The 24285-nt window shown below is 30.3% G+C and carries 21 protein-coding genes; 6 read left to right on the forward strand and 15 right to left on the reverse strand.

Annotated features, from left to right (window positions below):
- Positions 1 to 27: 27 nt before the first annotated feature.
- The 3 genes from glnT to ACTTAR_RS06735 are packed head-to-tail and all read left to right on the forward strand — an operon-like array spanning position 28 to position 3915.
- Positions 28 to 1353 (forward strand): type III glutamate--ammonia ligase, encoded by a 1326-nt coding sequence (gene glnT / locus ACTTAR_RS06725; protein ID WP_440698086.1) that lies wholly within the window; start codon positions 28 to 30, stop codon positions 1351 to 1353.
- A gap of 4 nt (positions 1354 to 1357) precedes the next feature.
- Positions 1358 to 2488 carry a diaminopropionate ammonia-lyase gene (locus ACTTAR_RS06730; RefSeq protein ID WP_440698087.1) on the forward strand — a complete coding sequence of 377 codons (1131 nt, stop codon included), beginning with the start codon at positions 1358 to 1360 and terminating at the stop codon, positions 2486 to 2488.
- A 5-nt stretch (positions 2489 to 2493) separates the two neighbouring features.
- Positions 2494 to 3915 carry a cryptochrome/photolyase family protein gene (locus ACTTAR_RS06735; protein ID WP_440698088.1) on the forward strand — a complete coding sequence of 474 codons (1422 nt, stop codon included), beginning with the start codon at positions 2494 to 2496 and terminating at the stop codon, positions 3913 to 3915.
- A 1-nt stretch (position 3916) separates the two neighbouring features.
- On the opposite strand, the gene ACTTAR_RS06740 is transcribed toward ACTTAR_RS06735, so the two are convergent.
- From ACTTAR_RS06740 to ACTTAR_RS06775, 8 genes are read right to left on the reverse strand one after another with little or no spacing between them, the layout of a single operon-like run.
- Positions 3917 to 4336, reverse strand: coding sequence for a secondary thiamine-phosphate synthase enzyme YjbQ (locus tag ACTTAR_RS06740; protein WP_440618148.1), 420 nt, complete (start codon positions 4334 to 4336; stop codon positions 3917 to 3919).
- The gene (gene zapE / locus ACTTAR_RS06745) at positions 4333 to 5388 is read right to left on the reverse strand and encodes a cell division protein ZapE (protein ID WP_440698089.1); all 1056 of its coding nucleotides are present in this window, start codon (positions 5386 to 5388) and stop codon (positions 4333 to 4335) included. Before zapE ends, ACTTAR_RS06740 begins: the two co-directional genes overlap by 4 nt.
- Positions 5388 to 5819, reverse strand: a complete 432-nt coding sequence (locus tag ACTTAR_RS06750; protein WP_440698090.1) for a hypothetical protein — start codon at positions 5817 to 5819, stop codon at positions 5388 to 5390. Before ACTTAR_RS06750 ends, zapE begins: the two co-directional genes overlap by 1 nt.
- A 2-nt stretch (positions 5820 to 5821) precedes the next feature.
- Entirely contained in the window at positions 5822 to 7120 is a 1299-nt protein-coding gene (locus ACTTAR_RS06755) for a PQQ-binding-like beta-propeller repeat protein (protein WP_440698091.1), read from the reverse strand.
- Complete coding sequence (locus ACTTAR_RS06760) at positions 7113 to 7757, reverse strand: hypothetical protein (protein WP_440698092.1); 645 nt, start codon at positions 7755 to 7757, stop codon at positions 7113 to 7115. The genes ACTTAR_RS06755 and ACTTAR_RS06760 overlap by 8 nt, the downstream gene beginning before the upstream one ends.
- A 1-nt stretch (position 7758) precedes the next feature.
- Complete coding sequence (acnA, locus tag ACTTAR_RS06765; RefSeq protein ID WP_440698093.1) at positions 7759 to 10428, reverse strand: aconitate hydratase AcnA; 2670 nt, start codon at positions 10426 to 10428, stop codon at positions 7759 to 7761.
- 3 nt (positions 10429 to 10431) lie between these two features.
- Positions 10432 to 11025 carry a LysE family translocator gene (locus ACTTAR_RS06770; protein WP_440698094.1) on the reverse strand — a complete coding sequence of 198 codons (594 nt, stop codon included), beginning with the start codon at positions 11023 to 11025 and terminating at the stop codon, positions 10432 to 10434.
- Positions 11026 to 11027: 2 nt separating this feature from the next.
- The gene (locus ACTTAR_RS06775; protein ID WP_440681193.1) at positions 11028 to 11369 is read right to left on the reverse strand and encodes a tRNA-binding protein; all 342 of its coding nucleotides are present in this window, start codon (positions 11367 to 11369) and stop codon (positions 11028 to 11030) included.
- A 27-nt stretch (positions 11370 to 11396) separates the two neighbouring features.
- On the opposite strand from ACTTAR_RS06775, the gene argE reads away from it, so the two are divergent.
- The gene (argE, locus tag ACTTAR_RS06780; protein ID WP_440681037.1) at positions 11397 to 12575 is read left to right on the forward strand and encodes an acetylornithine deacetylase; all 1179 of its coding nucleotides are present in this window, start codon (positions 11397 to 11399) and stop codon (positions 12573 to 12575) included.
- On the opposite strand, the gene ACTTAR_RS06785 is transcribed toward argE, so the two are convergent.
- Together ACTTAR_RS06785 and speB are read right to left on the reverse strand one after the other, a co-directional pair.
- The gene (locus ACTTAR_RS06785; protein WP_440681038.1) at positions 12572 to 14005 is read right to left on the reverse strand and encodes an aldehyde dehydrogenase family protein; all 1434 of its coding nucleotides are present in this window, start codon (positions 14003 to 14005) and stop codon (positions 12572 to 12574) included. The genes argE and ACTTAR_RS06785 overlap by 4 nt on opposite strands.
- Before the next feature lie 20 nt (positions 14006 to 14025).
- Positions 14026 to 14985, reverse strand: coding sequence for an agmatinase (gene speB, locus ACTTAR_RS06790; RefSeq protein WP_440698095.1), 960 nt, complete (start codon positions 14983 to 14985; stop codon positions 14026 to 14028).
- Positions 14986 to 15038: 53 nt separating this feature from the next.
- Here speB and ACTTAR_RS06795 point away from each other — a divergent pair, with 53 nt between their 5' ends.
- Positions 15039 to 15767, forward strand: coding sequence for a putative zinc-binding metallopeptidase (locus tag ACTTAR_RS06795; protein WP_440681040.1), 729 nt, complete (start codon positions 15039 to 15041; stop codon positions 15765 to 15767).
- Entirely contained in the window at positions 15764 to 16414 is a 651-nt protein-coding gene (locus ACTTAR_RS06800) for a peptidylprolyl isomerase (protein WP_440681041.1), read from the forward strand. Before ACTTAR_RS06795 ends, ACTTAR_RS06800 begins: the two co-directional genes overlap by 4 nt.
- Here the strand turns inward: ACTTAR_RS06800 and ACTTAR_RS06805 are convergent.
- The 5 genes from ACTTAR_RS06805 to ACTTAR_RS06825 form a co-directional block, all read right to left on the reverse strand.
- Positions 16407 to 18629, reverse strand: coding sequence for a 3-hydroxyacyl-CoA dehydrogenase NAD-binding domain-containing protein (locus tag ACTTAR_RS06805; protein WP_440698096.1), 2223 nt, complete (start codon positions 18627 to 18629; stop codon positions 16407 to 16409). The two genes, ACTTAR_RS06800 and ACTTAR_RS06805, sit on opposite strands and share 8 nt — an antisense overlap.
- A gap of 60 nt (positions 18630 to 18689) precedes the next feature.
- On the reverse strand, positions 18690 to 20717 hold the full coding sequence (locus ACTTAR_RS06810; RefSeq protein ID WP_440681043.1) for an ABC transporter ATP-binding protein: 2028 nt from the start codon (positions 20715 to 20717) through the stop codon (positions 18690 to 18692).
- Between the two features lies 1 nt (position 20718).
- Positions 20719 to 21603, reverse strand: coding sequence for an ABC transporter permease (locus ACTTAR_RS06815; protein WP_440681044.1), 885 nt, complete (start codon positions 21601 to 21603; stop codon positions 20719 to 20721).
- 2 nt (positions 21604 to 21605) lie between these two features.
- Positions 21606 to 22562, reverse strand: coding sequence for an ABC transporter permease (locus ACTTAR_RS06820; protein WP_440681045.1), 957 nt, complete (start codon positions 22560 to 22562; stop codon positions 21606 to 21608).
- 92 nt (positions 22563 to 22654) lie between these two features.
- Positions 22655 to 24142 carry an ABC transporter substrate-binding protein gene (locus ACTTAR_RS06825; RefSeq protein ID WP_440681046.1) on the reverse strand — a complete coding sequence of 496 codons (1488 nt, stop codon included), beginning with the start codon at positions 24140 to 24142 and terminating at the stop codon, positions 22655 to 22657.
- Between the last annotated feature and the right edge of the window lie 143 nt (positions 24143 to 24285).

A 24285-nucleotide genomic window follows, 5' to 3' on the forward strand; every position in this document is an offset into this window, starting at 1 on the left:
CAACTTTTTAAACAAGTAGGATTAATTATGCCAAAAAATTTATCTCAAATTGCAAAGCAAAAAAAAATAAAATATTTTTTAATTAGTTTTGTAGATCTATTTGGAGTTCTGAGATCAAAATTAGTCCCTGCCCAAGCAATTGGTGAAATGCAAAAAAATGGTGCAGGATTTGCTGGATTTGCAACATGGCTAGATATGACACCAGCTGATAGTGATATGTTCGGTGTGCCTGATCCAGAAAGTTTAATTCAATTGCCATGGAATAAAGAAGTTGGTTGGTTAGCATCAGATTTATATATGGATGGTAAACCAGTAAAGGCATCACCAAGAGTAATGCTTAAAGAGCAAATTAAAAAAATGTCTCAAAAAAAATTACAAATGAAATCAGGCGTTGAGTGTGAATACTTTTTAATATCAGAAGATGGAAATTCAATAGCTGATGGAAGAGATATCCAATCTAAACCTTGCTATGACCAGTCTGCATTAATGAGAAGATATGAATTAATCAAAGAGATTTGTGATTGTATGCTTGCTATGGGATGGAAGCCATATCAAAATGACCATGAAGACGCAAACGGTCAATTCGAAATGAATTGGGATTATTCAGATTCACTTGTCACAGCAGATAGGCATGTATTCTTTAAGTATATGGTTAAAAGTTTAGCCGAAAAACATGGTTTAAGAGCAACATTCATGCCAAAACCTTTTCATAATTTAACAGGTAATGGTTGCCATGCGCATGTATCAGTATGGAATGGAAAAAATAATAAATTCTTAGATAAAAAAGATGATCTTGGGCTTAGTAAATTAGCCTACAATTTTTTAGGTGGTATAATGAATAACACTCAAGCTTTGTCTGCTTTTTTTAATCCAACAATAAATAGCTACAGAAGAATTAATGCACCACCAACAAAATCTGGTGCAACTTGGTCACCAAGCAGTATTTCCTATACAGGTAATAACAGAACTCACATGATCAGAATACCGGATCAAGGAAGATTTGAATTAAGATTAATGGATGGGTCTGCTAACCCTTATTTGTTACAAGCAGGAATAATTGCTGCTGGTCTAGAAGGTATAAATAAAAAGCTAAATCCAGGAAAACCACTTCACTGCAACATGTACGAAGATTTTAAAAAATATCCTAATTTAAAAAAATTACCTAATGATATTGAACAAGCCATAAAAATGCTTGAAAAGAGTAAATCTTTATCAAATGCTTTTGGTAAAGATGTTATTGCTAGCTATACAAAATTAAAAAGATCTGAAATTAAAAATTTCAAAAGCTCATCAACTTTTAATAAGAGAAAACCTGTAACTAAGTGGGAAAAAGACAACACCCTAGATTGTTGAAACAATGACTGTTTTATCTAATGGTCATCAATGGAAATTAACTGAATTTGTAGATAATAAAAAATATTCATTTGATAAAGATCAAATTTTAAACTCATTAACTTCAAAAGACCTGGATGATGCGTACAACTCTATCTCGAAATGGGAAGGATACTCTCCTACACCTTTAATTAAATTAAACAAATTAACAAAAGAATTAAATTTAAAAAATATTTTTTATAAAGATGAAAATAAAAGATTTAATTTAAAATCCTTCAAAGCCTTAGGGGGAGCTTATGCAGTTGAAAAAGTTACTAAAGGAAATAAAGAAATAGTCGTAGCGACTGCTACAGCTGGAAACCATGGTAGATCTGTTGCTTGGGGTGCAAAAAGATTAGGTTTAAAATGTAAAATTTTCATAAGTGAATTTGTAAGTGATGCAAGAGGCAAAGCTATGGAAGCACTTGGTGCAGAAGTTATAAAAGTTAAAGGCAATTACGAAAATTCTTTGATTGAATGCATAAAACAATCTACAGAAAATAATTGGCAAATTGTTCAGGATGTTGCTTGGAAAGATTATATGCTAGTACCTAAGTATACAATGGCTGGTTATTCAGTAATGATGAAGGAAATAGCTGAACAAATTAAAAATGAAAAAATTTCTCATATTATTCTACAAGCTGGTGTCGGTGGTATGGCTGGTGCAATGGTAGCTGGGATAGCGAGATACCTAGATAATATTCCTACGATAATTGTTGTGGAACCTGATAGTGCGGCTTGTGTTATGGAAAGCATTAAAACTGGAAAGATAGAAAAAATTGATATTAAACGAGAAAGTTTAATGGGTGGGATGTCGTGTGGAGAAGTGTCACTTGTGCCATGGGAAATCTTAAAAAACTCAGTTAAACACTGTATAAGTTTACCTGACGATGATATTGCAAAAACTATGAAATTACTTGGAAATGCAAGCTTTAGTGAAGATAGTATAATTGCAGGTGAAAATGCTGCACCAGGTGTAATTAGTTTAATTGCAAGCTGTGAAGATGAAGCAATTAAGACAAAAATTGATCTTAATGAAAATTCTAATGTATTAATTTTTGGTTGTGAGGGTGATACCGATCAAGAAATGTATCAAAAATTAGTAAATCAAAAATAATTATAATGAAAAGCACTGGAATATTTTGGATTAGAGAAGATTTTAGAATTGATAATAATCCAGCTCTTTCCTTTGCAACTAATAATCATGAGAATGTGATTGCGTTATATATTTATAACGATAATGAATTTGATAATAAAAGAGAAGCTCAGAAATGGTGGTTATTTAAATCATTAGAGTCAATAAAAACAGAACTTTCAAAATTTAAAATCAATCTAGAAATTTTAAAAGGTGATGAGTTAGATATTTTTTCAAAGCTTAAAAAAAAAGATGATGTATGTGTCTATTGGAATAAAATTTATGAACCAGATGTAATATCTAAAGGAAAAAAAATAAGAGATGTATTTATTAAAAACGAAATAGAATACAAATATTTTAAAGGAAATATTTTAAATGAATTTCAAGAAGTGACTAAAAATGATGGTACTCCATTTAAAGTATTTACACCTTTCTGGAGAACTGCTGAACAAATTTATCTAAATCAACCGCCAAGTAAAAATTACACTGTAAAAAAGAAAACTAAAGCTATCAATTTTTTTAAGAATTCTTTAGATCTCAAAAATATTTTACCAAATAAAAAATGGTATCAAAAATTTGATAAATATTGGAAAGTTTCTGAAAATGATTCTCAAAAAATTTTAAAAGATTTATTAGAAAATAAAATTAAAGATTATGGGACTAATAGAGATATCCCTTCTATAAATGGTACTTCTAGGTTATCCCCATATTTAAAATTTGGTCAAATACATGTGAATACAATTTGGAAAAAGTGTAGTGAGCTAAAATCAAAAGGAATAGGATATAGAAAATATATAAATGAACTTGGTTGGAGAGAGTTTTCTCATAGTCTAATTAATTACTTTCCTGAATTCTTAAAAGGCAACTTTAGAAAAGAATTTGATAAATTCCCATGGTCTAAAAATGAAAAGTTTTTAAAAGCGTGGAAAAAAGGTTTGACAGGTTATCCGATAGTTGATGCTGGTATGAGAGAATTATACGAAACGGGATGGATGCATAATAGAATTAGAATGGTTGTAGGATCCTTTTTGGTAAAACATTTAAGAATTAATTGGATAGAGGGAGAGAAACATTTTAGAAATTGCTTACTTGATTTTAATAAAGCTAATAATGTAGCTCAATGGCAATGGGTTGCGGGCTGTGGAGCTGATGCTGCGCCATACTTTAGAATTTTTAACCCTATTCTTCAGGGTGAAAAATTTGATAAGGAAGGAATTTATGTAAAAAAATGGGTTCCTGAATTAAATAGAGTTCCTGCAAAATTTATTCACAAACCTTGGGAAATGGAAGTCAAGTATCAAGAGGCTATCAAAACAATCATAGGTAAAGACTATCCACAACCAATAGTTATTCATGAAAAAGCAAGAGCTGCTGCATTGGATGCATTTCAATCTTTGAAGAAAAAATAACTTATTCTCCCAAAAAATGATGAATTATAGATCTTTTTTGAGACTCCAATCTATGTTCAAACAGATAGAGACCTTGCCAAGTTCCCAGCAATAATTCTTTATTTTTAATACTAAGTGAAATTTGATTATTCGTTAATGCAGATTTTATATGAGCTGGCATATCATCTTTACCTTCAGTTGTATGAACATAAAGCGAATTATCCATTGGTGCTAACTTATCAAAATATTTAATCAAATCAGTTTGTACATCTGGGTCTGCATTCTCCTGCACAATTAAAGACGCACTTGTATGTTGAATACTTAAATTTAAAATTCCATTCTTAAAATTATTTTCATTTATCCAATTAAGAGTTTGATCTGTAAATTCATATAACTTTTGACCATTTGTGTTTATTTGAAGATTAAAAAATTCTTGTTTCATGAATTCATCACTTTAGATGTCAATTCGTATAATCTACTGATTGTTCTTTCAAATGGTTTTTCTAATAGTTTTGATGATGTAAATTTATCCAAACTTTGATTAGCTGTTACTGCAATTGGAACACTATTATCATAAATTATATCTAATAAAGTGATAAATCTTTGCTGTTGGTTAGAATTAAAATTATCAAACTGTGGTATTTGATCGATTACTATAAAATCGCAATTTTTAATAATTTCTAAATAATCTTCTGCGCCTAAATTCTGATCACATAATGTTTTAAAATCAAATCTAGCCACCCCTTCATAAAAATTTTCTATTTTAAAATTTCTTCCTTTTACATTAATTATTTTCTCAGTTTTATTTTTATCTTTAGTAATAGTTCTAAAAAATTTATTTATTTTAAAATTAGTTTCTTCATCAAGTGGAAAAAAGTATCTATCTTGAGAATTATTAGATTTTCTATAGTCATCTTCAATTACAAGTTTGTATTGAAAGGATTGTTCCTCCATTATTTTTATAAATGGTTTGAACTGATCCCTTTGAAGACCATCCTTGTAAAGTTCAGAGATTTTAGTATTTGAAGTTACAATTATTTTTATATCTTCTTTGAAGATTTGATCAAATAATTTTCCTAAAATCATAGCATCAACAATGTTGGTTACTTGAAACTCATCAAAGTAAATTATGTATGCTTTTGATTTTAAATCTTTAACGAATTCATTAATAATATTTTCTTGGTTGCTACCTTTTCTTTCATGAACAAATTCATGGAAACTCAACATAAACTCATTAAAATGTAATCTTAATTTTTTATGATCCAATTGATCAAAAAAGAAATCTAAAATCATTGTTTTACCTACACCAACATCACCATATAAATAAAATCCTTTTTTAGAAGATTGGCTTTGAAAAATTTTTGATATTAAGGATTGGAAATTACCCTCGTAGTATTCTTGTAATTTTTTTACTAAATCTATCTGGCTAGGATTAATTTCTAAATTTTTTTTTTTACAGTGAGATATAAATTCTTTTTCAAAAGGTAGAGCCATTAACTTCTTTTAGTTTTAAAATCGATACCATATTCTGATCGTGGTCCTTTTCGTAAACCAAATGGTCCTGGAATAAATATTGTCATTGGTTTTGTGCCTGGTTCTAAATCAACTCTATGAAAAGCATTTGCCGATCTAAAACCAATGTATCCAGGCTTTCTCCAAAACCTTCCATTTTTTGTTGTTTCCCAGTACCCTCCTCTTAAAATTATTGTAATGTATGGGCATAAATGGTTATGCACCCCATCACCATGGTCATCATCTAACATTTCGTGAATTAATATATTAAATGGAAACCATTTAGGTCTATTTCTGAATATCACATAATATCTATTCATCCACGGTTTTACTTCTTCAAATTTTGGGTGTGATGGTCCTCTGTCTAGAACTACTTTTTTTCTTCCGATCTTTTCTAAAAATTTCAAGATCATATTTAATTGTATTGTACGATAGAACCGTTTCTAACTACATACAAATTATTATTAAATATAAATGGCTCTGAAACAATATCTCCAGAAATTTTTTCTACGTTTAAAACTTTTCCTTCACTTAAGTCAGCAATTATTATTTTTCCGTCAGTATTTGTTAAATACAAATTAGTATTCCCTATCACAAAGCCAACTGGTTCAATTTCTTTTCTTTTTTTAATTTTATAATTTTTAAAAAGATCTGTAATTCTAAGAATGTTGCCTTTGTTTTTTTCAACTACATACAAATATCCATCATTTGAAACTGTAAAAATTAAATTGCCAGTAATTATTGGAGTAATATTTGAATTTAACTCATTTATCCAATTAACTACTCCTGTTTTTACATCCACTGAATAAAATTCATTTTTATTATTTGAAAAAAAGATAGATTTTCCATCTGATACTAGTTTTGATATTTTAAAGTTATAAGTTTCATTTATGATGCTGCTGCTTTGAGTTGGTAATTGCCAAGTGATTAATCCAGTTTCAATATCAACTGCCGTGATATCTCCAATTGAGTTACTAAATACCACCATTTCATCAATTATAATTAATGAATATTTTGTATTTGATATTGTAAAAGAATCCTCAGTTTGTAAATTCCAACATTCTGATCCATCTTCAATTTTATAGCATCTCAAAGTATTTTTATAATCAACAACAAAAATTTTATTTTTATAACTTTTGATATCTGAATTAAATGGATAGGTATTATTCTTTGACCAATTCAATTCACCATTTTCAAGATTAATTGAATAATATTTCGCAATGCTATCTGTTATTAAAATATTATTTTCGTTAACTGCAAAATTTAACTTAGGTCTTAATTTTTTTTCTGACTTTGAATAATGATTTTTTTTCCATAACACTTTTTTATTATTGTCATATCTAATTATGGTACCTTTTTTATCAAAGAAAATTAATCCATCTGATAAAAAAATTGGCTTGTAATTAAGATTGTTTATTTCGTCTAACTTTGAAAATTTAAAACTATTTATTTTTTCTAGTTGGCCCTCATAACTTTGGGCACCGTAGTTATTGGTATTATCTATTACTTTGTTGGTTGTTCTCAATCCAGATAAATCAAGTTTAACTTCTTGATTAAATTCAGATGCTTTTACTTCTTCCTCTGCAAAAATTTGTTTTACATTTTCTTGTTCTGATAAATCTTTTTCCTTATCTTTCCAAATTCTTGAATTTTCATTCAAAGAACAGTTATTTAGAAGAAAAAATGTAATAAATAATGCTAATAGTCTATTCACTCAAATCTCTGTTTAATCTTTTCTCTGATTCAATTCTTATATCTGGATTTGGATTTTCTAAAGTTGTTATTTGTTGAAAAAACTCTTTTGCTTTTTGTTTTTGATCTTGTGCATAAAAATACTCAGCCATTAAATATAATGCATGTGATTTCCATACACTTTCTGAATTAATTAATGGGTTTAGCATATTTAACAAATCAGCTTCACTTGCCTGATCTGCATTAAATAGTGCCTTCTTATAAATAACTAAATTTTTAATTTCTTTATCTAGTGATGTTTCGTCAATTATGACATCAAATAATTTATTAACTTCGCTTTGATCAGAAAGGAGATTGTTATCAATTATAAAATAAAGAGAGAGTGGAGAATAAGTTGGATCTTTTTGATTAATTATCTCTAGTAATTTATTTAAAGTTATGTCTTTAGAACTTTCTGAATGATCGATCGTGATTGCATTAAAATTATCAGATATCTGTCTTTTTTTGTCTATTGTATATCTATCATAACTATAAACACCTATTACTATTAAGACTAAAATTATAACTGAAGAAATTAGTAGTTTTTTGTTATTTACAAAAAAATTCTTAATTTTTTCGTTTCTAGTATTTGCATTTATTATTGATAAATCTTCATCCATATTAAATCATGTTCCTTAACACATATTGGAGAATTCCTCCATTTTTATAATATTCCAACTCATTTTTAGTATCTATTCTAGATAAAGTCTTTACTTTTTTAATTTCTCCAGAGATATATTTGATCTCTATAACAACTTCATCAGAAGGATTTATGCCTTTTTCAATATCAACTACGCTTATTAGTTCTGAGCCAACTAAATTTAAGCTTTTTCTATTTTCTCCATCTTTAAATTGTAGTGGCAAAATTCCCATTCCAATTAAATTTGATCTATGAATTCTTTCAAAGCTTTCGGCAATAACTGCTTTTACTCCTAAAAGTTTAGTTCCTTTAGCAGCCCAATCTCTTGAGGAGCCAGTTCCATATTCTTTACCACCTATTACTACTAAATCAGTTCCTCTTTTTTTATACTCAACAACTGCATCATAAACGGGCATTACTTTTTCTTCAGGATATAATTTTGTAAATCCACCTTCGGTTCCTGGTGCCATTTCATTTCTAATTCTAATATTTGCAAAAGTTCCTCTCATCATAACTTCATGATTCCCTCTTCTTGAGCCATAAGAATTATAATCTTTAGGTAAAATTTGATGTTCCATAAAATATTCTCCAGTCGGACTATCTTTTTGTATGCTTCCAGCTGGTGAAATGTGATCTGTTGTTATCATATCACCTAATATTAATAACGGTCTTGCATCTTTAATTTCTTTAAATCCTTCTGGTTCATCAGACAAATCTTCAAAGAACGGAGGTTTTTTTACATATGTTGATCCTTCATCCCATTTGTAAATACTGCTTTTTTCAGTTTTAATTTGTTGCCATTGAGTAGGACCATCAGAAACATTTGAGTATCTTTGAATAAACATATCAGCATTCAAAGATTGTTTTAAAGTATCCTCTATTTCTTGATTTGATGGCCAAATATCTTTTAAAAATATATCTTTCCCATCTTTACTTTTTCCAAGAGGTTCTTTGTATAAATCAAACTCCATATGTCCGGCAATTGCATAAGCAACTACTAGTGGTGGAGAAGCTAAATAGTTTGCTTTGATGTGAGGAGAAATTCTTCCTTCAAAATTTCTATTTCCTGATAGCACAGAAACTGCATGAATATTTTCTTTTTGAATTGCCTCTACTATATTTTCAGGTAATGGTCCTGAATTTCCAATACAAGTAGTGCATCCATATCCAACTAAATTAAAACCTAATTGATCCAAATAAGTATTTAAACCAGCTTTTTCTAAATAGTCAGTTACTACTTGAGATCCAGGTGCTAATGATGTTTTGACCCATGGTTTAACTTCTAATCCGTACTCAACAGCTTTTTTAGCAAGCAGGCCCGCTCCAATTAAAACATTTGGATTTGAAGTATTGGTACATGAAGTTATAGCAGCAATTAAAATTGAACCATCTTGAATTTCATAATCAGTATTTGAAACTTTTGATATTGATTTTTGATCTTTATTAGTTGCTTCAGATAAAACTTTTTTAAATGAAGTTGGTGCATCAGTTAACAAAACTTTATCTTGAGGCCTTTTCGGACCAGATATAGTTGGTACAACTGTAGACATGTCTAATGAAATTACATCAGTAAATTCTAAATCATTACTTGCCCATAACCCTTGTTCTTTCGCATATTTTTCAACTACATCAACTGTGTACTGATCTCTTCCTGAAAATTTTAGATATTTTAAAGTTTCATCATCTATAGGAAAAAAACCACAAGTAGCACCATATTCTGGAGCCATATTTGCAATTGTCGCTCTATCTGCAAGGGTTAGATTTTTTAATCCATCTCCATAAAATTCTACAAATTTTCCAACAACACCTTTATCTCTTAACATTTTAACCACTGTTAAAACAAGATCTGTTGCCGTTGTACCTTCGGGCATTTTATTTTTAACTTCAAAACCAATCACTTCTGGTATCAACATAGATATAGGCTGACCTAACATTCCCGCCTCTGCTTCAATGCCACCTACTCCCCAGCCTAAAACAGAAAGTCCGTTAACCATCGTTGTATGACTGTCTGTACCAACAAGAGTATCTGGAAATATATAATTCTCACCTTTAAATTCTTCAGACCAAACTACTTTAGATAAATATTCTAAATTTACCTGATGACAAATTCCTGTTCCTGGAGGAACAATTCTAAAATTATCAAATGCTTGTTGTCCCCATTTTAAAAATGAATATCTCTCACCATTTCTGTTGAATTCTATATCTACATTTTTTTCAAATGAATCTGCTTTTGCAGATTGATCAACTTGAACAGAATGATCAATAACAAGATCAACTGCTGATAATGGATTGATTGTATTTGGATCTTTATTTTTTTCTTTAACAGCCTCTCTCATTGCAGCTAGATCTGCAACAGCAGGAATTCCTGTATAATCTTGGAGTAAAACTCTTGCAGGTCTATATGCAATTTCAGTTTTTGATTTTTTTGTTTCCAACCAATTTTTAATTGCTTCTATTTGAGATTTTGTAACACTCAAATCATCTTCATATCTCAATAAGTTTTCTAATAAAACTTTTAGAGATTTTGGAAGTTTATTAATCCCATCTAGTCCATTTTTTTCTGCTTCGCTTAATGAGTAATAATTGTATTCTTTATTGTTGATGCTAATTTTTTTTAGTGAATTGTAAGAATTTTTGTTTCCTGGTGTCATATTTTATAAATAAAAAGTTATTATGCTTGTTAAAAGAAGCAGTGACATAGCATAATTAAAATAATTAATAAATTTCTGATTTGTCGCAAATTTCCTAAAGAATTTACCCAAAAATGTCCAAAGAGTTATACTCGTTACTGAAACTAGTAAAGCCATAACAAGAATTTGAGTCGTATAACTCACAAATGTTTCACCCGGATTAATATAAGTTGATACAAGAATAATAGATGCGATAACACCTTTTGGATTTAAAAACTGAAAAATAAAAGTTTCATGAAATTTAATTGGATTTTTATTTTTATTTTCTTGGTTTGATGGACCTGAAAAAGAAATTTTATAAGCTAAATAAATCAAGAAAAGAGTTCCTAAGTATTTTAATATTTCTTGAATTAGAGGGTAAAGCTTAAATATATTTATCAAACCTAAAGCTAGGCATAATAATAAAAATGGAAAACCTAGAGTAACCCCGATTATATGCGGAAGCGTTCTAAGTATACCAAAGTTAAAACCTGAATAAAAAGCTACAAAGTTATTAGGACCAGGTGTAAATGCAGCAACAATTCCAAATAAAGTTATTGAGAGAATTTCAGGATGCATTGCTAAGCGATTGGTAAACCATTCTCAGCTTTTTGCGATGGGTGCACAAGTGTAACTTTTCCTTCATTATCAATTGCTCCTAAAACTAATACTTGTGAAACTACACCAGCAATATTTTTTTCAGGAAAATTACAAACTGCAATAACTTGTTTTCCTTTTAAATTCTCCTCATTATAATAATGAGTAATTTGTGCTGATGATTGTTTAATGCCAATTTCACTTCCAAAATCAACTTCAACTACTAAAGATGGTTTTCTTGCCTTTTCATTTTTTTTTACTGAAATTACAGTACCAACTCTAATATCTACTTTGTCAAAAATGTCATAGGTAATTTGCTCTTTAATCATAATATAATATAGTGTCTTAAATTTATGAGTATAGATAACAATTTATATGAAAAATCAATCAAGATTTTAACTGACTTAATAGCATTTAAAACTGTTTCAGGACAAGATAATAGTAATTTAATTGATTATTGTGAAAACATTTTAAATAGCATTGGAATAGAAACTTTTAAAGTTTACGATGATGATAAGAAAAGAGTAAATCTTTTTGGAACTTTAAAAGCAAAAAACCAAAGTACAAAAAAACCAATCATACTATCAGGACACACTGACGTGGTTCCAGTTTCTAAAGGTTGGAGCAGCGATCCATTTGTTGCAACAATTAAAAACGATAAGCTTTATGGAAGGGGCTCATGTGACATGAAAGGTTTTATTGCATGTACACTTGCTTATGCACCAATCTTTAAAGAAAGTAATTTAGATAGAGATTTGCATTTCTGTTACACTTTTGATGAAGAGACTGCATGTATTGGCGCTCCCCTGTTGATAGAGGAATTGAAAAAAAGAGATATCAAAAATGGAATTTGTATAATTGGTGAACCAACTACAATGAAAATTATTGATGCCCACAAAGGTATGAATGAATACACAGTTCACTTTGGAGGACTAGCAGGACATAGTTCAAAACCACATTTGGGAGTAAATGCCGCTGAATATGCAACTAGATATGTTGGAAAACTTTTAGAGATAAGAGAACAACTAAAAAAAAGAGTTAAAGAAAATAGTATTTTTGATCCTCCACATTCAACTTTATCAATTGGAGGCATTAAAGGTGGTATTGCTCATAATGTTATTGCAGACAAATGTAGTGTTGAATGGGAAACAAGACCAGTTGCAAAAGAGGATGGAGAATTTGTAACAAATGAAATTGATAAATATGCAAATGAAGTACTTTTACCAGAAATGAAAAAAGTATTTCCAGATTCTTATATTAAAAAAGAAACAATTGGTGAAGTGGTTGGGTTTAATAGATTGGACGAGTCTGAGGCATGTGAATTTGTATCAAATATAACTGGTGATAATTCCAGGGAAGTAGTTTCTTTTGGAACAGAGGCTGGTTTATTTCAAGAACTAGGAATTAGCACAGTTGTTTGTGGACCTGGATCTATAGAACAAGCCCACAAAATCGATGAGTTCATAGAATTAAATGAGATGAAAAAATGCCTTAAATTTTTAGAAGGTGTAAAAAATAAATCAGTAAATTAACTCCAACCACCTACTGCTTTCACCTCTAAAAATTCTTCTAAGCCATGTTCGCCAGCTTCTCTACCGATACCAGAATGTTTGAAACCTCCAAATGGTGCATCAACAGCAATACCAGCTCCATTAACATCTACCATTCCAGATCTTAATTTTCTAGCAACTCTTTGAACTTTTTCAGAGTCTTGAGTTTGAATATAGTTTGTTAATCCATAAGAAGTATCATTTGCAATTTTAATTGCTTCTTCCTCTGTTTCAAATGGGATAACAGATAAAACAGGTCCAAAAATTTCAGTTCTTGCAACATCCATATCATTATTTACATCTGCAAAAACAGTTGGTTTAACAAAGTAACCTTTGTCCAATCCATCAGGTTTACCTACTCCTCCAGCAACTAATTTTGCTCCTTCATCAATACCTTTTTGGATTAAAGTTTGAATTTTATTGTATTGAGTTTCTGAAATAACAGGACCTATATGTTCACCCTCTTTTTTAGGATCACCTACCTCAAAGCTTTCAGTATATTTTTTTAATCTTTCTATAGCCTCGTCATACATTGATTTTTCAACCAACATTCTTGTAGGAGCATTACAAGATTGTCCAGAATTTCTAAAACATCTTAAAGCACCTCGTTCAATTGCTTCTGGATCAGCATCTTTAAAAATAATATTTGCTCCTTTTCCACCTAACTCTAAGCTTACTCTTTTAAAATCTTTAGCAGCATTTTGAGAGATTAAAGCTCCAGCCCTTGTTGAACCTGTGAAAGAAATCATATTAATATCCGGATGGCTTGTAAGAGCGTCACCTGTTGTTGCTCCATCACCATTAACTAAATTAAACACACCTTTTGGAAATTTTACTTCATCAATAATTTCAGCAAGTATCATAGATGAAAGTGGCGCTAATTCTGATGGCTTTAACACCATTGTGCAACCTGAAGCAATTGCTGGCATAACTTTTAAACAAACTTGGTTCATTGGCCAATTCCATGGCGTTATTAATGCACAAACACCTTTTGGTTCATAAATTAATCTTTGGTTAGGAGCGTGTTCTCCTAAAGGTTTTTCAAATTCAAAATTTTTTAAATATCTGATGAATGATTTAATATGACTTGCTCCTGTTCCTGCTTGCAATTTTGTAGCAAAATCTTTTGGAGCACCCATTTCAAGAGTTATAGCTTCTGCAATATCTGCCCATCTTTTCTTATAATTTTCATAAAGTTTTTCTAATAGTGCAATTCTCTCCTCTTTAGAAGAAAAGGCCCAAGACTCGTAAGCATCTTTTGCTGCAGTAACTGCTAAATCAACATCTGTTTTATTTCCCAAAGAAATTACAGCACAGTTTTCTTCTGTAGCTGGATCGATTACTTTAATTTCCTCAGCGCTATTTGGTTTAACCCAAGCACCATTAATATAAAAATTTTTTTTATCTAACATGTTTTGACGTTATCCTTTCTTTATGTTTTTGCAAATAAATTTGTTAATTCGTAAACAATTGTAGCAGCTGCAAGGGATGTTACTTCTGCATGATCGTATGCAGGTGAAACTTCCACTACATCGGCTGAGACTAAATTTAATCCAGACAACCCTCTTAAAACATTTACCATTTCTCTGGTTGTCATTCCTGCTATTTCTGGTGTTCCTGTACCAGGTGCAAAAGCTGGATCTAACACATCAATATCTATAGATAGATAAAGTGGATTATCTCCTACTCTTTTTCTAATCCTTTCTGCAATTTTATCTGTTCCTTCAGTTTGAAATTCATCACAGTGAATTATTTTGAAACCAAAACTTTCATCATTTTTAATATCATCTCTACTATAAAGAGGTCCTCTAATTCCTACATGCATTGAGGCATCATCTAAAAATAAACCTTCTTCTCTTGCTCTTCTAAAAGGAGTTCCATGCGTATATGGAGCACCAAAATAAGTATCCCAAGTATCTAAATGAGCATCAAAATGAACTAAAGAAACTGGTCCTTTATTTTTTTTATTAATCGCTCTTAACAATGGCACTGCAATTGTATGATCACCGCCTAAACTAATTATTCCACCTACTTTATTTAATAAATCAGTTGCTCCCTCTTCTATTTGCTTAATAGCTTCATCAATACTAAATGGATTACACGAAATATCACCGGCATCTGCAACTTGTTGAATTTTGAAAGGCTCCACATCATAACTTGGATGATAATTTGTTCTTAAATGTCTAGATGCTTGTCTTATACTCTGAGGACCAAATCTCGCTCCTGGTCTATAACTGGTTCCAGCATCAAAAGGAACACCCACAATCGCTACATCACAGCTCTCGACATCTCTTAATTCTGGTAATCTTGCAAAAGTACTTGGACCAGCATATCGAGGTACTTTTGTTCCACTAACTGGTTGAATAGGATTTTTGTTTCTTTCTTTTTTCATTTTTTAATAATCTAAGATAATATTATCTAATCTAATTCGTCTATAATAAATTAATGAAAATTATTATTTTATTCATCTTAATATTTCAGTTTTCACATGTAAATGCTGATGAATTATACAATCTAATCAAAATTCCGAACTTAGAAATCTATAAACTAAAAAATGAGAACAATATCCGTTATTTAAATGCAAAGGGAGATTTTAAAATAGGAGTAGATGACAACATTACTTGCAATAAGACAAATCAAGAAAATCTAAATACAAAATTTCCAATCATTGAGAGAAATATTAAAAGATACAATTCTAAATTTCTTAAAAAAATAAATTTAAAATACGTTGTATTTTGTGAAGGTTTATTTATTTCGAACATTAATACTGGTGGAGTACCAGATAACAAAAATAGAACTTTAATATTAGATATAAACTTTAACGAAAAATATTTTGAAAGAATGATTCATCATGAAATTTTTCACATGATTCAAGATAGTTATGAGGATGATTTTAATGATAAGAAATTTTCTTTATTTAATAATACTGATTTTGAATATGCTGAATGCTCTACTTGCTCAGATAGATTAAATTTAGATTTATATAAAAATACCAATGGTTTTTTAACAGAATACTCCAAATCAATACCATCAGAAGATATGGCTGAAATCTTTTCTTTTTTAATGGTTAATAAAAATTTGATTGAAGAGAAAATAAAAAATGACCCTATATTAAATAATAAAGTTAATTTTATTAAATTAAACATATCTAAAATTGATGAAAATATTTTATGATTAAATCAATTAAAGCTTCAAACTCAGAAAAAATTTTATTTATTTTTTTAATAGTTTTAGCTGTTTCAGCTTTTTCGTCTTTTTTTTTATTAAAAAATAAATGTCTATTTATAGACAATAATAATTTAAAAAAATTAAACTTTAAAAACCCAGATAATATTGCAGTAATGAATTTAGAATGTGGAAATGTTATTATTGAATTATATCCTGAAATTTCTCCAAAAGCTGTTGAAAGATTTAAAATATTAATTGAAAAAAAAATGTATGATGGCTCAGCTTTCTATAAGGTAGTTGAAAATACTTTAGTACAAGCTGGTGATATTGAATTTGGAAACATTAAATATTTAGATTACTCAAAAATTGGAAGTGGAAAATCAGGATTAGGATTATTAAAATCAGAACTTAGTGATGATTTTGAATTTACTGAAGGTAGTGTTGGTTTTGCAAGATCAACAGAATTTGACTCTGAAGATAGTGAATTTTTTATTACCTTGAAAGATATCCCAATTTATCAAGGGGAATATACTCCACTTGGAAAAGTAAAGTTTGGTATAGATATTCTTAAGAAAATAAAAACAGGGAATAAAGCAATCTATGTACTTAGACCTGATTATATAAACACTTTTAGAATGTTAGAGACTAATTAACTAAAGGTTTTCCTGTTGAAAGAGTGTGTTTAATTCTATCTTGAGTTTGTTTGGTTTCTATCAATCTCATAAAAGAGTCTAGCTCTAATTTATAAAGATCATCTTCTGATAATGTCTTATCTATTGTGGTGTCTCCTCCACTTAGGACATGGGCCAATTCTTGAGCTACTAATAAACCATGATCAAGAATAACCTTGTCATTGTATAGTTTTTCTAAAATTTTATTCATCTCTTCTTTAACTACTTTTCCAGGAAGTTTAAATTCTGTCTCGAAGGGAGCTTTAAAGTCTTTGTTATTGTTTAAAATTTTTTTTGATACTTCTAAAAGACTATTTCTATTCATTATTTTTTTATCTTCAGGTCTCAAATATTTCATAGGCTCTGCTTCAACTGGAGAAGATGCTGTTCTTCCGTAACCAATAATATCAAAAACTTTCAATGGGGCGTAATTAGGATCATTTTTGGCCTCTTCTGTATCAAGCCATCTTGCTAACATTTCCTTACACCCACCTCCTGCTGGTATTAGACCAACGATGGTTTCGACTAGTCCAACTACAATATTTGTATGAGATGCTACGAAATTACTTTGAACCATTACCTCAAATCCACCACCAAGAGTTAAACCTGAAGGAGCAGATACTACAGGATGATCAGAATACTTAAGATGTTTGCATGTTTCTTGAAAGTATCCAACAAATTTTTCTATAGACTTAAAGTCACCTTTTTTAGCAAATTCCATAGTATAGCTTAAATTTACTCCAGCAGAAAATTGCATACTTTCATTAATAATTATTAAAGGTTTATCAGTAGCTTTTTTTAAAGCATCCATTGAGTCATAATCAAGAGCATTTGCTTTAGTAGTAAATTCAACAATATTGTAATCATTGAATCTATAAATAGATGCTGAGCTATTACCGTCAATATTTGATACCGTTTTTTTAACTTTTCCTAAAGTTTCAATGTCTGTATATTTTTGTCTTATTCCATGAAAATTTTCATTTTTTGTTTCAGCTAAATTCTCTAAAAATTTATTTCCTTTATAATTTTTGAACTTACTAAAAAAATTAGAAACACCAATTTCCTCTAACATTTCAAATGGTCCTTTGCTCCAATTAAATCCAAGTCGCATTGCTTCATCAATGTCATTAAATTCATCTGTAATTCCTGGTACTAACGAAGAAGAATAATTAATAATTTTTGAGATAACTGACCATGCGTATTCTCCATATTTGTCATCTCTATTGATTAATGTTTTTAAATCTACTTTATCAGACTTAATATTAATTTTTTGAGCAGGATAGTACTCACCAGATTCTAAATTAATTGCTTCAAGAATTTTTTTATTATCAACTTTATTCATTCTATAAAAGCCACCCTTGCCTTTACGTCCTGTATACCCAGTTTCAATTAATTTTTTTACTAGTGGTATTTCTTTTGCTACTTCTTGAAATTCATCTGACTCTGGCAACTCTTTAATAAAACTTTTTAAAACATCGGCCATTAAATCTATTCCAATTAAGTCATATAATCCAAATACTCCAGTTTTGGGGATACCCATTGGTCTTCCAAAAACAGCATCAGCTTCTTCTATGGATAATTTCATTTTAAAAGCCTCTGTCATCGCAACTTGCATTGCAAAAACTCCTATTCTGTTTCCTAAAAAGCCTGGGGTATCATTACAAACTATTGCACCTTTTCCTAAGCTAATTTCACAGAATTTCTTTAGTGAATTAATTTTATTTAGATCATTGTTTTCACTTTTTACAATTTCAAGTAAATCCATATATCTAACAGGATTAAAAAAATGGGTGATACAAAAATCTTTTTTGTCTTCAGCTGATAATTTTTCTGAAAGTACACTTATTGGTATTGAGGATGTATTAGATGATATTATAGATCCAGCTTTTCTTTCTTTAAAAATTTTTTCGTAAATATTATGTTTAATATCTATTCTCTCAACAACGGCTTCAACAACCCAATCTGCTTCACTAACAACATTAAAATTATCATTAATATTTCCAACATCAATATTAACTATTTTTGATTTATCAAATAACAGAGGTGGTCTTGATTTTCTAATTCTTTCTCTTGCCTGTTCACTTATCTCTGTAGTAAGGTCTAATAAAGTGACAGGTACATTTGCATTACACAAATGAGCTGCGATCCCACTTCCCATTGTACCAGATCCGATTACTACTACTTTCTTGATTTCCATAAATAAAGTGCTCTTATATTAAAATTAAATCAAACTTGAAATAAATAAATCGTCCCAACATTAACTTTGGAGAACTTTTAATTCTTCAATATTAATATGACATCGAATTGCATTTCCATTTTCTCCAAGTTGCCACGGAGGCACTTCTTCTCTACATTTGTCACCTAATATTCGTGGACAACGTCCTTGGAAACAACAACCTTTTTCTGGAGGTTTTTCCTCAACTATATCCTCTGCAATTAATTTTGGTTTAATATCTGGATCTGGTTCAAGAACAGCGCCCAATAGAACTTCTGTGTATGGATGTGATGGAAATTTATAAACATTTTTAGATGGTCCAATTTCACATAATCTTCCTTGATAGAGCACTGCCACTCTGTCACTAATAGCTTTAACAACTGCTAAATCATGAGAAACAAAAATATATGTCGTTCCAAAATCATCTTTTAGTTTTTTTAATAAATTTAATACAGCCGCTTGAACCGAAACATCTAAAGCAGAAGTTACCTCATCACATAATATAATATCAGGTTTCGCTGCAAACGACCTCGCTACTGCAATTCTTTGTTTTTCACCACCAGACAATTGTCTAGGATATCTTGTCAAATAAAATTCACCCAATCTTACCTTTTCAAGTAATTCTATAATATTTTTTTTTAACTCATCTCCTTTAAGACCAAAGTATAACTTTAATGGTTGAGAAAGTATTTGTTCAACAGTATGATTTGGATTTAATGACTCGTCAGGGTTTTGAAAAATTAACTGTATTGCTCGCAAATCATCTGAGCTTCTATTCTTCAAATCTTCTGATAATATTCTATTCTGAGCAAAATTTATTTTGCCATCTTTAGTTTTTAATAAGCCAGCAATTGATTTTAATATTGTAGATTTTCCACTACCTGACTCACCAACTAAAGCAATAGTTTCTCCTTTGTTTACATTAATATTTATATCCTTAACGGTAGGATTAGAGTCCGTAAGTTTATTAAATAATTGATCCAAAAAACTTTGTTTTGCATAAGAAATAGACACATCTGACAAACTTAAAATTTCATTATTTTCTACATTTTTTTCATCTAAGTTTTTTATTTGAATATCTTTACTTTGATCAATAATAACTTTTTTATAATTAAAGCACCTAACACTAGTATCTATTTCTGATAAAAATTCTAAATCTGGAGCCTTAATTTTACATTTTTCATCTGATATATTGCAGCGATCATAAAAACTACAACCTTCTCCTATATGGCCTGGTTGAGGTTGAGCGCCTGACATTGACTCGGGAAGACCTTCAAGAGATAGTTTTGGTATCGATTTTAACAAACCATTAGTATAAGGGTGAATTGGTTCTTTTAAAATTTTTCTTACTGGTCCTTCTAAAACAATTTCACCTGCATACATAACGATAACTCTATCGCACACTTGCGCTATTGCTCCTAAATCGTGACTAACATAAACCATCGATGTCCCGGTATCTTTAGCAATATCTCTTAAAAGTTCTAAAACATGCGCTTGTGTTGTTACATCAAGTCCAGTAGTAGGTTCATCTAACAATAATAATTCGGGATTTCCAGCCAAAGCCATTGCAACTGCTACCCGTTGTTGTTGACCTCCTGAAAGTTCATGTGGATATCTTAAGGCCATTACGTCAGGTGATGGTAATCTAACGTTATTTAATAATTCAGAAATTCTATTTTTTCTATCATTTTCGTTTAAATTTGTATGCAGTTTTAAAGCTTCCTCTATTTGATAACCTATTTTAAGATTAGGAGTTAATGATTGACCAGCATTTTGAGGTATCATTGCTATTTTTCTACCTCGTATTTTTTCCAATTCATTATTACTTAAATCCAATAAATTTAGAGAATTAAACAAGCACTCACCACTCATAGTAAACAATCCATGTTTAACATAACCCATCATTGCTAATGCTAATGTACTCTTCCCAGAGCCAGACTCTCCAACTATCCCGACCGTCTCTCCTTTTTTAATATTTGTAGTAACATCTCTAAGAATTGAGATTTCTTTTCCTTTTTGACTTCTAAATCCTATTGATAAATTTTTAACTGATTGAATATTGTTGCTCATATTAAACAGGTGCCTTAGTAGATCTATCAATTCCTAATGCTTTAGCAAAAGCGTCTGCAGTTAAATTAATTCCAATAATTAAACTGCTTAAACCAACTATTGGGGCAATTACTGCCCACCAAGCAAAAGACATTAATCCACGTGCATTTGATATCATTAATCCCCAATCAGGTGTTGGTGGACTAACACCAAAACCTAAAAAAGATAAAGAGCTAAAACCAAGTAACATCCACGACCATCTCATTGCGCCTTCAACTAAAATTGCATCTCTAACATTAGGTAAAATCTCATTCCAAATAATTGATAAATTGTTATGTCCTCTTGCTTTAGCAGACAAAATATAATCTTTAGCAATTACGTCGTGAGTAGCTGCCCTAGCAACTCTCACAATTCCTTTTCCATAAAAAAAACCAAGTGCAGGAATTAAAACTTCAGTAGATGTTCCAAGAAGAGAAACTATTAAAAGCATAGCCAATATCCAAGGAATAGATAAAAAAGCATCAACTATTCTCATGACAACGTCATCAATTTTTCCACCAACTAATCCACAAAAAATTCCTAATAAACCACCCCACAAAAGTGCAATTAATGATCCAAAAAAAGTTACTATAAGTGCAGTCCTTCCACCTAACGCAGTCCTAGTAAAAACATCTCTACCCAAACTATCAGTTCCAAACCAAAAATCTGCTGACGGTGCCTGCAGCATTAGAGATGGGTTAATTGCCTTATAATCATAAGGCACAAACCATGGGCTTGAAATTGCTAAAATTACATGAAAAATTAATATTGCCAGTCCAATAAAACCAGATGGTTTAGATGCCATAGTGATTAGCACTTCTGAAATTTTATTAATGATATTTTTTTTATCTTCTTTATTAATTTCCATTATTATTTTCTAATTTGCATTGATTTTAATCTTGGATTCAACATTAAAGTCATTAAGTCTGCGATTAAATTTATGCTCACATAAATTGAAGCAAGTATTATTGCTAAAGCTTGAACAACTGGCAGATCTCTATTCGATATTGACTCTATGACTAGTCGACCTAGACCTGGATAATTAAACACAACCTCTGTAACTACAACTCCTCCTAAAAGCCAAGCAATAGTTAAGGCAACAACATTAATTGCTGGCAATAAAGCATTTGGCAAAACATGCTTAAAAACCATTTTCCAATAAGGAACTCCTTTTAAAATTGCCATTTGTACATAGTCACTTGCCATTACTTGAATTACACTTGACCTAACCATTCTGGCCATGTGTGCCGTCATTATCATTGCAATTGCAATAACTGGTAAAATTATATTTGGTAATAACTCTAAAATTGTTGCGTCGGTTGACACAATAACTATTCCAGGTAGCCATTCCAACCAGATCGCTACAATTAAAATTAGTAGAGTGGCACTGATAAACTCTGGGATAGTCATTGAAAATATTGCAATAGTTGAAATAACTATATCTGGGAATTTATCTCTCCATAAAGCTGTAATTATTCCAAGTATTAAAGCCATTGGTATTCCTATAATAATTGCAGCAGAAGCAAGGATCAGTGAATTTTTTACTCTTGGTCCTAAAACTTCATTGATTGGCATTTCTCCACTTAAAGAATAACCAAAATTACCTTGAACAGCATTGTAAGCCCAGGATATATATCTTTCATGAGCAGGCACGTCTAATCCTAATCTTTTTATACACGCTTCCAAAGCTTGTCCAAATGCTTCTCGCTCAAGATAAGCTGTACATGCATCACCAGGCAATACTTCGACGCCAATAAAAGTAATTAAGGATACAATAAACAATGTTATTAATCCTAGTCCAATTCTCTTACAGATTAAAAAAAGCATAATTAAGTTTTGACTTAATCTTAAAATTAATTTTAATAAATGGAAGTAAATTTACAGGCCTAAATTTAGGCCTGTAAAATAATATTTTTGTATTAATCTACTTTTACTTTATGCCACTGTATCGAAAAAACCTCAACTTCATCAAGGTTTTTTACTCTTGAATTAGTAACAACTAATTTAGATACATGGTAAGGAATCAAAGTACCTGATTCCTCCCATAAAGTTTTTTGCGCATTTTGATAAGCTTTTTTTCTTTTATTAAAATTAAGCTCAGCTCGTGCGCTAGCTAGATTTTTATCAAAATCTGAACTTTTATAGTATGACTCATTCCATTTTGCGCTACTGTGGTAAACTTCATGCAACACACTGTCAGCAGATCTCTCATTCCAACGTGTCATTGCAACATCTTTTTTCATCCAAGTTTCATTCCAGTAACTTTTTGATGGTGTCATAACAATTTCAGCTTTAATTCCTGCTTTAGCTACTTGTTGTTGAATTACTTCAGCAATTGTAGGCCAAGTAGGTTCTTTTGTAGATACATGGATTGCCATTTCTATTCCATCTGAATATCCAGCTTCAGCAAGAAGTTTTTTTGCTTTGCTAATGTTTTGAGGACACTTCATATTCAAACGATATTGATCAGCTGGTGCAACTGGTGTATCGCATGACACAATAGCTTCTCCACCCATAACAACATCTACAAGTTCTTGTCTATCAACAGCTAAACGCACAGCTTTTCTAACTTTTGGATCATTAAATGGAGCACGCTCTGTGTTCATAACCATCCCTCTCCAGTTACCTGTTGGAATTACTGAAGTTTTAAATTTAGGATTCCCCTCAAATATTTTTTTTTGACTAAATTGAACATATCTATTCATATCAATCTGACCAGTTAAAAGAGCTTGTACTCTTGCTTCACCATCAGGTATTGCAATAACATGAACTTCAGCAAGTCCAGGTGCTCCTTCCCAATAATTTGGGTTAGCTTTAAGAATAGTAGTTCCTTCTGCATCAAATTTATCAACCATAAAAGGACCTGTTCCAATTCCAGTTTGACCTATAGTGTCTCCAGATCCTGATGGTATCATTCTTAATCTGTAATCAGTTAAATTAAGAGGAAAATCAGCAAAAGAAGTGCTTAATTTCATTTTTACTGTATGAGAGTCAATTACCTCAATATCAGTCACAACACTTAAGCTTTTTTTTGCAGGTGAATTAATTTCTGGATCTTTAACTCTCATTAAAGAATATTTTACATCTTCGGCATCAAAATCTGATCCATCATGAAATTTAACTCCTTTACGAAGATTAAAAGTCCATTCAGTTGCATCTGCATTAGCTGACCATTTTGTAGCTAGTTCTTCTGAAACTTTACCTTTTAGATCTTTTCTTACTAAACGGTTTTGAGTCATTATTACTACTTGAAACAATCTACCTTTAGTAATTGCGTCTAAGTTTGTATCTTTTCCAAATCCAAGATCATGTGAAATTTTAAAAGTCCCACTTGATGCATTTGCAAATGAAAACGACATCATTAGTGATAACAGTGAAACTGATATCAATTTAAATACATTATTCATTATAAATTCCTATAAGTTAATTTAGGTAAGGCTAACATCTTACTTAATTTAGAACAATAATAATGTAGTATACAATCATAGATTGTAATTAATTTAGTTTTTTACTGTGACGATATTTTCTAGATTAAAATTTAGTTTTAATT

This window comes from Candidatus Pelagibacter sp. HIMB1709 (genome assembly GCF_052047635.1).
In the GTDB taxonomy this organism is placed as follows: Bacteria; Pseudomonadota; Alphaproteobacteria; order Pelagibacterales; family Pelagibacteraceae; genus Pelagibacter.